We start from the raw sequence: 15,285 nt of genomic DNA, 5'->3' as shown, positions 1-15,285 counted from the left end.
TTTTTATGGCCTGATTTCCGGTGGCTTTCGAGCCCCTGAAGAGGTCGCGTCACGATGGTCAGCGTGCAGTCGATACAAAGTCCGGCGATCCACGCCGAAGAGCGCGCCCACGAAGCGGACCATCCGAGTTCGCTGGTGGCGCTGTTCGGCGCCGACCAGCCGCTGAAGCTCGATTGCGGCATCGATCTGACGCCATTCCAGATCGCCTACAAGACCTACGGCACGCTCAATGCGGATCGCTCCAACGCGATTTTGATCTTCCACGCGCTGACCGGCGATCAGCATGTCGCCAATCGTCACCCGGTAACCGGCAAGCCGGGCTGGTGGGAGACCATGGTCGGTTCGGGGCGTCCGCTCGATACCGACAAATATTTCATCATCTGCTCCAACGTGATCGGCGGCTGCATGGGCTCGACCGGTCCGGCATCGACCAATCCCGCCACCGGCAGGCTGTGGGGGCTGGATTTTCCGGTCATCACGATTCCCGACATGGTGCGGGCGCAGACCATGCTGATCGACCGCTTGGGGATCGACACGCTGTTTTCGGTGGTCGGCGGCTCGATGGGCGGCATGCAGGCGCTGCAATGGACCGCGGCCTATCCCAAGCGGGTGTTCTCGGCGCTGCCGGTGGCCTGCGCGACGCGGCATTCGGCGCAGAACATCGCGTTCCACGAACTCGGCCGCCAAGCCGTGATGGCCGATCCGGACTGGCGTCACGGCCGCTATTTCGAAGAGGGCACCTATCCGCATCGCGGCCTCGGCGTGGCGCGGATGGCGGCGCATATCACTTATTTGTCGGACGCCGCGCTACATCGTAAATTCGGACGCCGGATGCAGGACCGCGAGCTGCCGACATTCTCGTTCGACGCGGATTTCCAGGTCGAAAGCTATCTGCGCTATCAGGGCTCGTCGTTCGTCGAACGTTTCGACGCCAACAGCTATCTCTATCTGACACGGGCAATGGATTATTTCGATATCGCCGCCGACCATGACGGCGTGCTGGCGCAGGCGTTCCGCGGCATTCAGACGCGGCTCTGCGTGGTGTCGTTCACCAGCGACTGGCTGTTTCCGACCTCGGAATCGCGCGCCATCGTGCACGCGCTCAACGCCAGCGGCGCGCGGGTGTCATTCGCGGAGATCGAGACCGATCGCGGCCATGACGCGTTCCTGCTGGATGTACCGGAATTCTTGGATATCTCCCGCGCGTTTCTGGAATCCGCCGGCAAGGCCCGCGGCCTGATCCCGACAGGCGGCTGACATGAGCTCGCAGCAACAGGTCCTGCCGCTGACCGGCGCGGAGCCACCGGACGCCAAGCATTATCGCGGCGATCATCTCCTGGTCGCGCAAATGGTGGAGCGCGGCTCGAAGGTGCTCGACGTCGGCTGCGGCGACGGCGATCTGCTGCAACTGCTGGAAACCCGCGGCATCGATGGCCGCGGCATCGAATTGTCGCGCGAAGGCGTCAATCGCTGTGTCGCCAAGGGGCTCGCGGTGGTGCAGGGCGACGCCGACACCGACTTGATCAATTATCCCGACGATGCCTTCGACTATGTGATCCTGTCGCAAACGCTACAGGCGACGCGTCAGCCACGCGTGGTGCTGGAGAATCTGCTGCGGATCGGACACCGCGCCATCGTGTCATTCCCGAATTTCGGGTTCTGGCGGATGCGGCTGCAATTGCTGGTCGGCGGCCACATGCCGCGCACCGAAAACCTGCCGGCGACCTGGTACGACACGCCGAACATTCATTTCTGCACCATCAAGGATTTCGTGCAGCTCTGCGACGAGATCAACGTCAAGATGGAGCGCGCGGTCGCGCTCGATCTTTACGGCCGCCCGCTGCGGCTTAACGCGCCCTGGTGGTTCTGGAACATGTTCGGCGAGCAGGGCGTGTTCCTGCTCAGCCGTGCCGGAAAGGGGCGGTAGCTCTCATTCGTCATTCCGGGGCGATGCAAAGCATCGAACTACGATGCGCAATTGCGCATCGGAGAATCTCGAGATTCCGGGTCTGGTCCTTCTGACCATCCCGGAATGACGATCAAGCCACCATCGATCTGGGGTCGCGCACCGGCCAGCGGCCGGCTTCGACCAGCGCGATAAAACGCTCGACCATTTCGTTGAACAGCGCCGGCTCTTCCAGATTGAGCACATGGCCGGACTTCGGGAAGAACGTCAGGCCTGCGGCGGGCAGATGTTGCTTGAGGAACATGCTGGGTCCGATGCAGGAATCGTCCTCGTCGCCGCAGATGATCAGCGCTGGTGTGGGGACTTTCCTGATCGCGTCGGTGAGCGTGTAGATCGAGGGCCGGCCGCCCTGAAAGCTGCGCATGGTGTTGGCCGATCCCTTGGCATCGTGCCGGGCCAGCGCGTCATAGAAATCCGCATGCCCGCGCGGGTCCTTCAGCATGAACGGAATCCGGCTCGGCGCCTCGCGGGTGGCTTTGGCGACCCCGACAGAGCCGATCGCCTCATATTGCTCGGCATTGGCCCGGCACTGCTTGCGGAAGGCGTCGAGATTATTGAGGTCCGAACCCGAGCCGACGGCGGCCAGCGTCATCGACAGCGCGCGCTCCGGCGCATTCAGGCCCACCTGCAGCGACGAATAGGAGCCCATCGACAGCCCAATGAAATGCGCCTTGGCGATCTTCAGATGATCCAGCACGGCGAGCGCATCGGTGTAGAAATGCTTGTAGGTGTAGACCTCCGCCGAGGGCGGCACCTCAGAGGGCGTGTAGCCACGGGCGGAGTAGGCGATGCAGCGATGCCCGCGCGAAAAATAGCGCATCTGCGGTTCCCAATTGGTGTAATCGGCCGCGAATTCGTGCAGGAAAATGATTGGTGTTCCGCTGCCGGCCTCTTCGAAATAGAGGCGGACATTATCGCTCGTGACGGCATAGGGCATAGGCTGTTCCTTCCGTTGTTCTTGCTCTTGGTGCTCCAGATCGGCGCGGAAAATCGCAGTTAATGCTCGCGGCTGCAATGAGGCGGAAGCGATTCTTTTTCGTCACGGAATCAACGCGGAATCACCCCGAAACCGTTTCCGCGCCGCCGCATCGCGTCTTGCTCTCGCCATACCCCAAATTGCATACGGACCCCGGATGTCGGCCGTCACTTGGGGCCGATGGGGATTGGGGGTGTCAAAGAGGATCAGTTGAGTATGTTTCAGTCATCTGCGTTTGGCCGGTCGCTTGTTGCGCTGGCGTTGTGTTTCACGGCATTCGCCTTCTCGGTTTCCGCCGCTTCAGCAAGGCCCCACCACGGCGCAAGGCGATACGCGCATGTGCAGTCTGGCGGCTATCATATGCGGCAGCACACTGTTTATCGTCATTATCGGCACGTGGCGCGCCTGTCGCGTTGGGACGCCGGCGTCGCGCAAATGCGGGCGCGCGGTCTTGCCGACACCAATGCAAGCGTTGCGCCGGACACGAATTCTTCTGGCATGAGCACATCTGGCGGTTTTGGTTCGTCGAACGTGGTCGCCGAAGCGCGTCGTTACCTCGGCGGCAATCCCACCGGCCGCGGCAGTCTGTGGTGCGCCCGCTTCATGAACCTGGTGCTGCAGCATTCCGGTTATCACGGGACCGGTTCGGATATGGCGAGTTCATTCGCAAATTACGGCCAGCGCGTATCCGGCCCGCAGGTCGGTGCCATCGCGGTGATGGGACGGCGCGGCGGCGGCCATGTCGGCATCGTCAGCGGCATCGACGCCTCAGGCAATCCGATCGTGGTCTCCGGCAATAACGGCAATCGGGTTCGGGAAGCGCCGATCTCGCGCGGCCGGATTTACGCTTACGTGATGCCGACCAACTGAGACGGCATAAACATCGTCAGACTGACGCCAGCTCTTCCCTGGCAATCGTATCGCCGACGGCAATGCTGCCGCCGGCGATCACTTCGGCATAGATGCCGCAATCGGCGTGTCCAAGGCGACGCATCAATGTCTGCGGGATGCTGAGGTCGCGTACCGCGCTCTCGGGATCGACGTTGACGGCCGCACAGCGAACGATCCGCTTCACGACCTTCAGGCGCGTCTCGCCAATGGTGAGGATCTGGTCAAGCAGATCGAACTCATGCCAGGCCGGCCAGCCGCGGACATAGAGGTTGGCCCGGAACCGGAGCGGATGCACCGGGCGCTCGATCATGGTCTCGACCGCCGCGACGCTGCCGAGATTGATGATCGAGACGACCTTGCGTGCGACATCCGAAAAGCTGTGGCCTTGGCTTGAGAGAACCTTGGGCGGTCCCTTGATCTGGCCGGCGAAACCGGTCGCGAAAAAGCGCTCGATCGCGGCCCGGCCCTCCATGGTTTCGAGATCGCCCTGAACTGTGATGGCGCCGCTTTGGCGGATCGTCAGGACATGGCTCGCGTCGTCGAAATGGGTGTCCAGCGCGGCCAGCCATTCGTCGCGCATCAGCATCAGGAAATGAGGTTTGGGCATCCATTTCGGCGCCGCGGGGTCGAAGCCGCTCGGGCCGTTCTCGATGGCATAGCGCCGGTCTGCCGGAAGCGTCTGGCCGACCTCCAGCGCGACCCGCGGCAGCGGTTCCGGGGTCAGGCCCTTGACCGGATAACGATAAAGGCTCGCAATCTGCGCTGGAGAGGTCGGTGACATCCGGCCTTTTAAGAGATTCCGCGGCGTGGTGCCACCGCACACGAATTTGTGAGATTGCCTCTTCCGTTCCCGGAACCCCGTTCCCACATTTGCCTCAAGCCGGCGCCAACGTCGGCGACGACCGCCGGCTGGTTGAGGAATGTCAATGCGGCCTGCGAACCCATTGAAGATGCTGCTGTCGTGCCTTCGGGGCGAAGCGGCAGGCTGAGGGAATACAAATGAATATTGAAAAATACACCGAGCGGGCGCGCGGCTTTATCCAGTCGGCGCAATCGCTCGCGATGCGCGACGGCCACCAGCAGTTTTCGCCGTTGCATATGCTCAAAGTGTTGCTGGACGACAGCGAAGGCCTCGCCGGCGGTTTGATCGACCGCGCCGGCGGAAATTCGCGCGCGATCCTCACGGCGACCGAGGACGCACTGAACAAGCTGCCAAAGGTTTCCGGAAGCGGCGCAGGACAGGTCTATCTCGCGCCGGAACTCGCGCGTGCGTTCGATGCCGCGGAAAAAGCCGCCGAAAAGGCCGGCGACAGTTTTGTCACCGTCGAGCGGCTGTTGCTCGGGCTGACGCTCGAGAAAGATAGCGATGCCGGCAGTATCCTGAAAAAGGGCGGCGTGACGCCTCAAAACCTTAATGCCGCGATCGAATCGCTGCGCAAGGGCCGCACCGCCGACAGTGCTACGGCGGAGAACGCCTATGATGCGCTGAAGAAATACGCCCGCGACCTCACCCAGGCGGCGCGCGACGGCAAGCTCGACCCCGTGATCGGGCGCGACGAGGAAATCCGCCGGACCATTCAGGTTCTTTCCCGCCGCACCAAGAACAACCCGGTGTTGATCGGCGAGCCCGGCGTTGGCAAAACCGCGATCGTCGAGGGGCTGGCGCTGCGGATTCTCAATGGCGACGTGCCGGAAAGCCTTAAAGACAAGAAGCTGCTGTCACTCGACCTCGGCGCGCTGATCGCGGGTGCGAAATACCGCGGCGAGTTCGAGGAGCGGCTGAAGGCCGTGCTGCAGGAGGTAACTTCGGCCGAGGGCAGCATCATTCTGTTCATCGACGAAATGCACACGCTGATCGGCGCCGGCAAGGCCGACGGCGCGATGGATGCGTCCAATCTGCTCAAGCCCGCGCTGGCGCGGGGTGAATTGCATTGCATCGGCGCGACCACGCTCGACGAATACCGCAAGCATGTCGAAAAAGATGCCGCATTGGCGCGCCGGTTCCAGCCGATCTTCGTCTCTGAGCCGACCGTCGAGGATACGATCTCGATCCTGCGCGGCCTGAAGGACAAATACGAGCAGCACCACGGCGTGCGCATCACCGATTCCGCCTTGGTGGCGGCGACGACGCTGTCGAATCGTTACATCACCGATCGATTTCTGCCGGACAAGGCGATTGATCTGATGGACGAGGCCGCGGCGCGGCTGAAGATGCAGGTCGATTCCAAGCCGGAAGAGCTCGATTCGATGGATCGGGAAATCATCCGGCTCAAGATCGAGCAGGAAGCGCTGAAAAAGGAAAGCGATGCCGGTTCGAAAAGCCGCCTGCAGACCTTGGAAAAGGAACTCGCCGAACTCGAGGAGAAGTCGGCGGCGTTGACGTCGCGCTGGAGTGCCGAGAAAAACAAGCTGTCGAACGCGCAGAAGCTCAAAAGCGAGCTCGACGGCCTGCGTATCGAACTCGCCAACGCCCAGCGCCGCGGCGAATATCAGCGCGCGGGTGAGCTGGCCTATGGCCGGATTCCCGAGCTTGAGAAACGGCTCGCCGATATCGAAGCGAAGGAAAACTCCGGCGAGATGATGGAGGAGGCGGTCACCGCCAACCATATCGCGCAGGTGGTGTCGCGCTGGACCGGCGTGCCCGTCGACAAGATGCTGGAAGGCGAAAAGGACAAGCTGCTCCGGATGGAAGACAGCCTGGGCAACCGGGTGGTCGGCCAGGCCGAGGCGGTGCGTGCGGTTGCGACCGCGGTGCGCCGTTCGCGCGCCGGGCTGCAGGATCCGAACCGCCCGATGGGCTCGTTCATGTTCTTGGGGCCCACCGGCGTCGGCAAGACCGAACTGACCAAGGCGCTCGCGGAGTACCTGTTCAATGACGAGACCGCGATGGTTCGCCTCGACATGTCCGAATTCATGGAGAAGCATTCGGTCTCGCGGTTGATCGGCGCGCCTCCGGGTTATGTCGGCTATGATGAGGGCGGCGCGCTTACCGAAGCGGTACGGCGGCGGCCTTATCAGGTGGTGCTGTTCGACGAGATCGAAAAGGCGCATCCGGATGTCTTCAATGTGCTGCTGCAGGTGCTCGATGACGGCCGCCTGACCGACGGTCAGGGCCGCACCGTGGATTTCCGCAACACGCTGATCATCATGACGTCGAATCTCGGTTCGGAGTTCCTGGTCAACCAGCCCGAAGGCGAGGACACCTCGGCGGTGCGCGAGCAGGTGATGGGGACGGTGCGGGCGCATTTCCGCCCCGAATTCCTCAACCGGGTCGACGAGATCATCCTGTTCCATCGTCTCCAGAAGAGCGAGATGGGGCGGATCGTCGAGATCCAGTTCAGCCGGCTCACGAGGCTGTTGGAGGAGCGCAAGATCGTGCTGACGCTGGATGCCGCCGCGCGCGACTGGCTGGCGGCCAAGGGCTGGGATCCCGCCTATGGCGCGCGGCCGTTGAAGCGGGTGATCCAGCGCAGTGTCCAGGATCCGCTGGCGGAGATGATCCTCGCCGGCGAGGTGAAAGATGGCGATCACGTCGCCATTTCATCCGAGGGCAATGTGCTGACCTTCAACGGCAAGGCGCCGCAGACGGCCGAGATAGCTCAGTTCGATGCACCGGTTCCGAAGCGGAAGCTGAACTGAGATTGCGGCTGGGGTGATTATCCAACCTCGTCATGCCCGGGCTTGTCCCCGGGCATGACCGTCTTTAGGCCCTGACTAGGGTCGCTGCCGGCGCGAATCTACTTTTTCGTTATCTTGTAGATCGCGTTCTCGATGTCGGATGAGAAGTAGATCGTGCCTGATGCCCCGACCCCGACGCCGGTCGGAATGTTGGTTGGCAATCCTCCGGGCGTACCGGGAAGCCCGATCGGCAGATTGCCCGCGATCTCGGTGACGGTTCCGCTCGCAGGATCGATCTGGACAATCCGCCTGGCGCCGACCTCTGCGACGATCAATTTACCGTCGCCCGCCAGTGCGATGCCCTCCGGCATTTTCAAGTCCTTGGCAATCCCGGTCTTTTCGCCGTTGCCCTGGACCTTCGAGACTTGTCCCGAAAAGGCTTCCGTCAGATAGACCGATCCGTTGGGGCCGCCGACGAGCCCGACCGGCCCGGCGAGATCGCCGATCACCACGGTGCGGTCCTTGCCATGCTCGCCGCTGGCGCGAACCAGCGATTTGGTGCCGAGTTCGTTGACGAGGATGCTGCCGTCGTCGAGCCGGATCGCATCATGCGGTGCCTTGAAACCGTGCAGCATCTCGCGCGTCGCCCCGGTCTTGCGATCGATCACCTGCACCGTACCGGTAAACCAGCTCGACAGGATCACGTCGTCGCCCTTCGCGGTAGCACTCATCGGATATTCCAGCGTGACGCCGACCGCGTGCATCCGTGCGGGTTCAGAGACTTCCCCGGTCGTACCATCCACGGTGCGATAGGCGAACACGTCGGCGACGTAGATGGTATCCTTGCCGTTATCGGAGACGACACCGATGCCGCCAGGAAGCGCCAGTTTGCCGATAATGATCTGCTTGGCGGCGCCGGTCTCGGCATCGACCTCCTGGATTCCATTATCCGCCATGTTGGAGACGTAGATGCGATCCTTGTCGTCGATCGCGAGATTGTCGAGCGATGGCTTGAGCTGCGCGACCGTCTTCTTCGCGCCGGTTTTCGGATCGACCCGAACCAGTTGGCCGGTTGCGGTGTCCACAACCCACAAATTGCCTTTGGAATCGAAATTGACCGCGGCAGGGGTCTTGAAGCCGTCGGCAACCACGGTCAACTGGGCTTTGTCGACGTCCACCTTGGCGACCTGGCCCTTGAACCACAACGGCCCGTACAACAGGTCGTCCGGACCGAATTCGAAGCCGTTAAGGCCGCCCATCTTTTCCATGATCATACGCGGTGGTTTGACGCCCTCGGTGTCGATCTCGTAGAGGGTGTCGCCAAGAAAGACCGTGGTGGCATAGAGCCGGCCGTCCTTGCGATAAGCCAGCGAGTTGATCCCGGGCAGGCCCGAAGCGAGCTTTTTGATGGGGCCGTCGCCCTTGCGGGCATAGAGTTCGCCGGTGAGAAAACCGGTCCACGCCATGGTGCCATCCGGCGCAAACGCGATGTCGTCCGCCATACCCTCGGGCGTCGGTATCGCAATTTTCGCGGTGCCGTTAGTGCGATCGACTTCATAGAGTGTTGCACCGGCCACGCTGCCGGCGAACATGTGCCCGGCCTTGTCGATCCCGAGCCCATGTACGCCGTGGAATGCCGAGCCGGGAACGAGTTTGGTGACTTCATATGTTTGCGCCGACGCTCCGGCGCTTGAAAAGACTGTCGTTACGACAGCCGCATACAGTGCAAGCCTGCTTGTCATGACGCCCTCCCGATTTTTTTATATTGCGTGAGTATTCGTCCGCCGAAATGGTTTGGCAAACGAAACTTACCGCAGGGAAGGCTCTCGCGGTTGCGAAATGACACGCCGAACTGGAGCGGGATCAGCGCGATATCAGGGGCGGAATGCGGAAGACTCTAGCGATTGCTGACTTGTCGCGGCCCGGCGGTGCCGGTGGCGTCCGATACGCGGGCGGGGCCGCCGCCGCGATTGCTCATCATGGCATCGAGACGATCGCGTTCTTTCTCGAAGCCGGCCATCAGCGGTCCGTCGAGCGAGCGGCCGCGCGGCAGCTTGATGCGCATCGGATCGACGAAGCGGCCGTTGACCAGGATTTCGTAATGGACGTGGGCGCCGGTCGATTGGCCGGTTGAGCCGACGAAGCCGATCACCTGGCCCTGCCGTACCCGCTTGCCGGGTTCGAGCCCCTTGGCGAAGGCCGACATATGGCCGTAGGCGGTCTCATACCCGTTATTATGCTTCAGTTTGACGTATTTGCCGTAGCCGCCTTCCCAGCCGGCGGTTTCGACCACGCCATTGCCGGAGGCGAAAATCGGCGTGCCGTAGGGCGTGGCCCAATCGACGCCGGTATGCATCTTGACGTAGCCGAGGATGGGATGGCGGCGGCTGCCGAAGCCGGATCGCATGATCGCGTTGTTGACGGGCTTGCGGACCAGGAACTTCTTCGCGCTCTTGCCGGTCTCGTCGTAGTAGTCGACGACGGCGTCGTCAGGGGTCTGGAAGCGGTAGTATTTCTTGGTTTCGCCGCCGACCGTCAGTGAGGCGAACAGCACTTCGGTCTTTTCGGTGATGGTGGCGCCTTCGTCTTCGCCAGCGAAGAATACATCAAAAGAGTCGCCGGGCTGCACTTTGCGCTGGAAATCGACGTCGTAGGAGTAGATGCGGACCATGTCTTCGATCACGGCCGCCGGGACTTTGTTGCGCAGCGCGGTCTCATAGATGCTTTGGTAGAGCCGCACGCCGGTCCCGTCATCATCGTCATCGTCGCTGGCTTCGGCCGTCTCGGTAGTGGTGTTCATGCTCTGGACGTCGACGGCGACGTATTTGCCGAGATCGGACAGCGCGGCCACCGCTTCGACGGCGGAATCGTTGGCGACGATCACGCGGTAGGGCTGCAGCCGCTGGCCCGCGCCCGGGCCGGCGGGCGCCATCAGGATGCGGACTTTCTCGCCTTCCTTCAGGCCGCCGTCGCGGCCACGGACGCCGAGTGTGGTGGCGATCGATTTGGCTTCTTCCGGCGTGGCGCCCTGATCGCGCATGATCGAGGTGATGGTGTCACCCTTCTTGACCACGTGAATACGTTCGCCGGACGGGTTACCGCCGGTGACCTGATCCTTGGTCTTGGCCAATAGCGTGACGTTTTCCGGGACCACCCGGGTTTCAAAGCCGGCATAGGGGTCGGCGGCAGTGCCCTCGGCCGCATAGGCCATTTTGAGGTCGGGTTGCGCGCCGCTGGCATCGGCTGTCGCGTTGGCAAGCGCGGTATAGCGCACGCCGCCGCTATTGCCGCGCCAGTTCGAGGCATCGCGGACCCGCATCAGGACTTCGTCGATCGCGACTACCGCGGCGAGCTTGGCCTTGGGCAGGATCGGCGCGAGGTCCTTAGTGACGAACGAGACCTCGGCATCGGGTTCGGCGGCGTCCGCATTATTGGCATCGTCGGAGGCGGCGGGCGAAGGCGCGCCGACATCGCTCAGCATGCGCTGGGCGTTGAACGGCGGGATCTTGGCGCTGAGATCGCTCGTCGTCATCGACAGATTGCCGGAGATTCGAATGAACGGCCGCACCCGCATGACGTCACGGTTGCCGACCCGGGTCACCGTCGAAACCCGCACCACATTGCGGGCGGCGGTGGACTCGCTCGGCGGCGGCAGGCGATCGCTCTTACGCAGGCTGGCGCTGCGGTCGTTGGCGCCAAAGGCGCCGCGCAGCGCGCCTTCGACGCGTTCGGGGACCTTGGCGAAGGTCATTTCGCCGTCCAGCGACGCAAAAACGGCGCCGCCGATCAGAGCTGCGCCGCACAGACCAGTCAGGATAGTGCCGCTAAACCATTGTACGGAGACGCGGCGGCGATCGATCACCGCAGCCTCGGAGCCATCGACGGAAAGTGGCGGCTCGTGGCCGAGATCAATGATCCCGGTCTCGCGTCCGTACCCGCCCCCGCGTGACGTCCTCTGGCTCAAACCGCCGTCCCCCCAAATTTCATCGACATTCTACAAGACCTGTACCCATTCGTGGTCCGTTGACGTCCTCTCAATGGACGAGCCGGGAGCACGGCGTAAAGCGTGGACGTTCGGGAATCAAAGGCCAACAGAATGACCAGAAGCTCGAACGTCAATGATGTGCAGATCTCTCGATGTTTGTCGGTCGCAAGGAAAAGACGACGAAGTCATGGGTAATCGCCGCTCCCCCGAGATTTGAATCGCCGCCAGCCCCCACGGCATCGGCGATTCAATGCATTGATAATGCCAGAACGTCGCAGGATTGTGGCTCAAGTACGGCGTAAAGTCCCTAAAAATCGGGGCTTTTGGGCCTCCAAAGATTCTCGTGCCTGATGCGACGATTTGTTGACAACAGGTGTTGACAGCTTCGATCGGGGGGGACTATAACCCGGCCACTGAGCGCGGCGCCGCTTTGACCCTCGGTCAAGGCAAGTTGCCGTGCCTGTGAAGCTCCTCATTAAGATGAGTGAATCAACAGCCGACAGTAATCGGTTGTCATTTGCCGTCGAAATGAGGCTTCGCAATCTTCCAGAGATGGAAGTGGGTCTTCGGACCCGGGCTGTTTGACAAGTGAAGATGAAGAAAGAGAAACGTGGACGGCGGAGTCCTTGCGAGTCTCGATCACTTAAGAACTTCGGTTCTTGAGTATTGAGGCTGGACGAAAGACTTCGGCGGTACACGTTTACATAGGTTACACCATCGTTGCCCGCGATGTGAATCGCAGGCAGCTTGTTGGCTTCGGCTGACAAAAAATGGTGGGACCTCGTCAAACGTTGTGATCAGCCGGTTTAAAGTTTCAAGTCCAACTTGAGAGTTTGATCCTGGCTCAGAGCGAACGCTGGCGGCAGGCTTAACACATGCAAGTCGAGCGGGCGTAGCAATACGTCAGCGGCAGACGGGTGAGTAACGCGTGGGAACGTACCTTTTGGTTCGGAACAACACAGGGAAACTTGTGCTAATACCGGATAAGCCCTTACGGGGAAAGATTTATCGCCGAAAGATCGGCCCGCGTCTGATTAGCTAGTTGGTGAGGTAACGGCTCACCAAGGCGACGATCAGTAGCTGGTCTGAGAGGATGATCAGCCACATTGGGACTGAGACACGGCCCAAACTCCTACGGGAGGCAGCAGTGGGGAATATTGGACAATGGGCGCAAGCCTGATCCAGCCATGCCGCGTGAGTGATGAAGGCCTTAGGGTTGTAAAGCTCTTTTGTGCGGGAAGATAATGACGGTACCGCAAGAATAAGCCCCGGCTAACTACGTGCCAGCAGCCGCGGTAATACGGAGGGGGCAAGCGTTGTTCGGAATTACTGGGCGTAAAGGGTGCGTAGGCGGTTCTTTAAGTCAGGGGTGAAATCCCGGAGCTCAACTCCGGAACTGCCTTTGATACTGAGGATCTTGAGTGCGGGAGAGGTGAGTGGAATTCCTAGTGTAGCGGTGAAATGCGTAGATATTTGGAAGAACACCAGTGGCGAAGGCGGCTCACTGGCCCGATACTGACGCTGAGGCACGAAAGCGTGGGGAGCAAACAGGATTAGATACCCTGGTAGTCCACGCCGTAAACGATGAATGCCAGCCGTTAGTGGGTTTACTCACTAGTGGCGCAGCTAACGCTTTAAGCATTCCGCCTGGGGAGTACGGTCGCAAGATTAAAACTCAAAGGAATTGACGGGGGCCCGCACAAGCGGTGGAGCATGTGGTTTAATTCGACGCAACGCGCAGAACCTTACCAGCCCTTGACATGTCTAGGACCGGTCGCAGAGACGCGACCTTCTCTTCGGAGCCTAGAGCACAGGTGCTGCATGGCTGTCGTCAGCTCGTGTCGTGAGATGTTGGGTTAAGTCCCGCAACGAGCGCAACCCCCGTCCTTAGTTGCTACCATTTAGTTGAGCACTCTAAGGAGACTGCCGGTGATAAGCCGCGAGGAAGGTGGGGATGACGTCAAGTCCTCATGGCCCTTACGGGCTGGGCTACACACGTGCTACAATGGCGGTGACAATGGGACGCTAAGGGGCAACCCTTCGCAAATCTCAAAAAGCCGTCTCAGTTCGGATTGGGCTCTGCAACTCGAGCCCATGAAGTTGGAATCGCTAGTAATCGTGGATCAGCATGCCACGGTGAATACGTTCCCGGGCCTTGTACACACCGCCCGTCACACCATGGGAGTTGGTTTTACCTGAAGACGGTGCGCTAACCGCAAGGGGGCAGCCGGCCACGGTAGGGTCAGCGACTGGGGTGAAGTCGTAACAAGGTAGCCGTAGGGGAACCTGCGGCTGGATCACCTCCTTTCTAAGGATGATCCTTCAGATAGCTTCGGCCATCTATCGGATCGTTTTAGAAACATCAGTGGCCAACAATCGTCAGGATTGTTGAGCTGCATTGGCGGGATTTCGCCGTCTTCGTTTCTCTTTCTTCGCGGACGAACACGCGCCAGGGGCTGCGCTTGTGCGATGCATTGGTGTGAAAGCCGGTGCGCGCGAGCGGCTCCTTGTGTAGGGGGCTTGTAGCTCAGTTGGTTAGAGCGCGCGCTTGATAAGCGTGAGGTCGGAAGTTCAAGTCTTCCCAGGCCCACCACCTTGATCGAGCGTATGCGTCTCATCCAGCGTTAAAGCATTCGTCTTCTGGTACGGGGCCATAGCTCAGCTGGGAGAGCGCGTGCTTTGCAAGCATGAGGTCGTCGGTTCGATCCCGTCTGGCTCCACCAGATGGAATTGAAGATCGACGCTTTTAAGCAAAGCTTGCCGTTCAAACATCGTCCGCGAAACATCACTTCGCATGTCGCATCCTTTCGGATGTGCGTGCGGGATTTCTGACATCGTAAAGAGGAGATTGATCCGAGTTTTGGATATGCAAAGCAATTTGCGGAATTCAATTCATAATCTCCAGATCATTTCGGCGCTCGTTCATCGCAAGATGCATGAGTTGTAAATGATCTTTTTAGCGAAGCTTGACCGCCTCGCTATCGGGTTGATCTTACGAAGCAAGCTGGTCTTTCTAATCATTGTCCATCCGCATGCAGCATTCATCGAGGATGCGCGCCTTCAAGATTTCGGTCTTGAGGCAAGTGTGCGGATTACATTCTGCCGAGTGTGTGGACATTGATAATGAGAGCAATCAAGTGCCTTAAGGGTGTTCGGTGGATGCCTTGGCGCTGAGAGGCGATGAAGGACGTGCTACGCTGCGATAAGCCGTGGGGAGCTGCGAAGAAGCTTTGATCCACGGATTTCCGAATGGGGAAACCCACCTTCGATAGCTGGAACTCCAAGTCCTTGTGATTTGGGGTTCATACAGCAATGTGTGAGACCAAGCCGTAAGGTTTTGGATTTCCAGTTATCAAGTGAAGGTATGAAACTTCTGAATTCATAGGAGGTTTTAAGCGAACCCGGGGAACTGAAACATCTAAGTACCCGGAGGAAAGGACATCAACAGAGACTCCGTTAGTAGTGGCGAGCGAACGCGGACCAGGCCAGTGATACATCAAAGACAACCGGAACCTGTCAGGAAAGCAGGGCCTCAGAGGGTGATAGCCCCGTACGGGTAATGCAATGATGTATCCTTGAGTAAGGCGGAACACGTGAAATTCTGTCTGAACGTGGGGGGACCACCCTCCAAGCCTAAGTACTCCTCAGCGACCGATAGTGAACCAGTACCGTGAGGGAAAGGTGAAAAGCACCCCGACGAGGGGAGTGAAATAGACCTGAAACCGGACACCTACAAACAGATGGAGCCCAAGATACGTTCTGGGTGACATCGTACCTTTTGTATTATGGGCCAGCGACTTAATTTAACGAGCAAGCTTAAGCCGATAGGCGTATGCGCAGCGAAAGCGA

General features: G+C 60.3%; 8 protein-coding genes, 2 tRNA genes and 2 rRNA genes (1 of these 12 running past the window's edge). 8 read left to right on the top strand and 4 right to left on the bottom strand.

Annotation, left to right across the window (positions count from 1 at the left end):
- The first annotated feature begins 54 nt into the window (after positions 1–54).
- Together HB676_RS19680 and metW are read left to right on the top strand one after the other, a co-directional pair.
- Positions 55–1,257 (top strand): homoserine O-acetyltransferase, encoded by a 1,203-nt coding sequence (locus tag HB676_RS19680; RefSeq protein WP_213739623.1) that lies wholly within the window; start codon positions 55–57, stop codon positions 1,255–1,257.
- Position 1,258: 1 nt separating this feature from the next.
- The gene (gene metW, locus HB676_RS19675; RefSeq protein ID WP_213739621.1) at positions 1,259–1,927 is read left to right on the top strand and encodes a methionine biosynthesis protein MetW; all 669 of its coding nucleotides are present in this window, start codon (positions 1,259–1,261) and stop codon (positions 1,925–1,927) included.
- 112 nt (positions 1,928–2,039) lie between these two features.
- On the opposite strand, the gene HB676_RS19670 is transcribed toward metW, so the two are convergent.
- The gene (locus HB676_RS19670; RefSeq protein ID WP_213739619.1) at positions 2,040–2,903 is read right to left on the bottom strand and encodes an alpha/beta hydrolase; all 864 of its coding nucleotides are present in this window, start codon (positions 2,901–2,903) and stop codon (positions 2,040–2,042) included.
- A 255-nt stretch (positions 2,904–3,158) separates the two neighbouring features.
- On the opposite strand from HB676_RS19670, the gene HB676_RS19665 reads away from it, so the two are divergent.
- Positions 3,159–3,812: a TIGR02594 family protein gene (locus tag HB676_RS19665; RefSeq protein WP_213739618.1), complete on the top strand. Its 654-nt coding sequence runs from the start codon at positions 3,159–3,161 to the stop codon at positions 3,810–3,812.
- Positions 3,813–3,828: 16 nt separating this feature from the next.
- Here the strand turns inward: HB676_RS19665 and HB676_RS19660 are convergent, their stop codons facing one another.
- Positions 3,829–4,614, bottom strand: coding sequence for an MOSC domain-containing protein (locus tag HB676_RS19660; protein WP_213739616.1), 786 nt, complete (start codon positions 4,612–4,614; stop codon positions 3,829–3,831).
- Positions 4,615–4,832: 218 nt separating this feature from the next.
- On the opposite strand from HB676_RS19660, the gene clpB reads away from it, so the two are divergent.
- The gene (gene clpB / locus HB676_RS19655) at positions 4,833–7,472 is read left to right on the top strand and encodes an ATP-dependent chaperone ClpB (RefSeq protein WP_213739614.1); all 2,640 of its coding nucleotides are present in this window, start codon (positions 4,833–4,835) and stop codon (positions 7,470–7,472) included.
- A 98-nt stretch (positions 7,473–7,570) separates the two neighbouring features.
- Here the strand turns inward: clpB and HB676_RS19650 are convergent, their stop codons facing one another.
- Positions 7,571–9,193, bottom strand: coding sequence for a hypothetical protein (locus HB676_RS19650; RefSeq protein WP_213739612.1), 1,623 nt, complete (start codon positions 9,191–9,193; stop codon positions 7,571–7,573).
- A gap of 155 nt (positions 9,194–9,348) precedes the next feature.
- Complete coding sequence (locus tag HB676_RS19645; protein WP_213739611.1) at positions 9,349–11,415, bottom strand: M23 family metallopeptidase; 2,067 nt, start codon at positions 11,413–11,415, stop codon at positions 9,349–9,351.
- A gap of 842 nt (positions 11,416–12,257) precedes the next feature.
- Here HB676_RS19645 and HB676_RS19640 point away from each other — a divergent pair.
- The 4 genes from HB676_RS19640 to HB676_RS19625 all read left to right on the top strand — a co-directional run.
- A 16S ribosomal RNA gene (locus HB676_RS19640) occupies positions 12,258–13,744 on the top strand.
- Positions 13,745–13,952: 208 nt separating this feature from the next.
- Positions 13,953–14,029: transfer RNA gene (locus HB676_RS19635), tRNA-Ile, on the top strand.
- A gap of 54 nt (positions 14,030–14,083) precedes the next feature.
- Positions 14,084–14,159 (top strand) — tRNA-Ala (locus HB676_RS19630).
- Positions 14,160–14,567: 408 nt separating this feature from the next.
- Positions 14,568–15,285 (top strand): 23S ribosomal RNA (locus tag HB676_RS19625); it runs 2,127 nt beyond the window's last position.
- The 16S and 23S rRNA genes sit together here with 2 tRNA genes alongside, the layout of an rRNA operon.

The organism is Bradyrhizobium sp. dw_411, from assembly GCF_018449695.1.
In the GTDB taxonomy this organism is placed as follows: Bacteria; Pseudomonadota; Alphaproteobacteria; order Rhizobiales; family Xanthobacteraceae; genus Bradyrhizobium.
The sequence above is the reverse complement of the archived record's forward strand: the minus strand, read 5'-3'. Positions and strand labels throughout refer to the sequence as shown.

Coding starts and splice junctions, on each gene's coding strand:
- HB676_RS19680 (WP_213739623.1), top strand. CDS start 55: ATGGTCAGCGTGCAGTCGATACAAAGTCCGGCGATCCACGCCGAAGAG.
- metW (WP_213739621.1), top strand. CDS start 1,259: ATGAGCTCGCAGCAACAGGTCCTGCCGCTGACCGGCGCGGAGCCACCG.
- HB676_RS19670 (WP_213739619.1), bottom strand. CDS start 2,903: ATGCCCTATGCCGTCACGAGCGATAATGTCCGCCTCTATTTCGAAGAG.
- HB676_RS19665 (WP_213739618.1), top strand. CDS start 3,159: ATGTTTCAGTCATCTGCGTTTGGCCGGTCGCTTGTTGCGCTGGCGTTG.
- HB676_RS19660 (WP_213739616.1), bottom strand. CDS start 4,614: ATGTCACCGACCTCTCCAGCGCAGATTGCGAGCCTTTATCGTTATCCG.
- clpB (WP_213739614.1), top strand. CDS start 4,833: ATGAATATTGAAAAATACACCGAGCGGGCGCGCGGCTTTATCCAGTCG.
- HB676_RS19650 (WP_213739612.1), bottom strand. CDS start 9,193: ATGACAAGCAGGCTTGCACTGTATGCGGCTGTCGTAACGACAGTCTTT.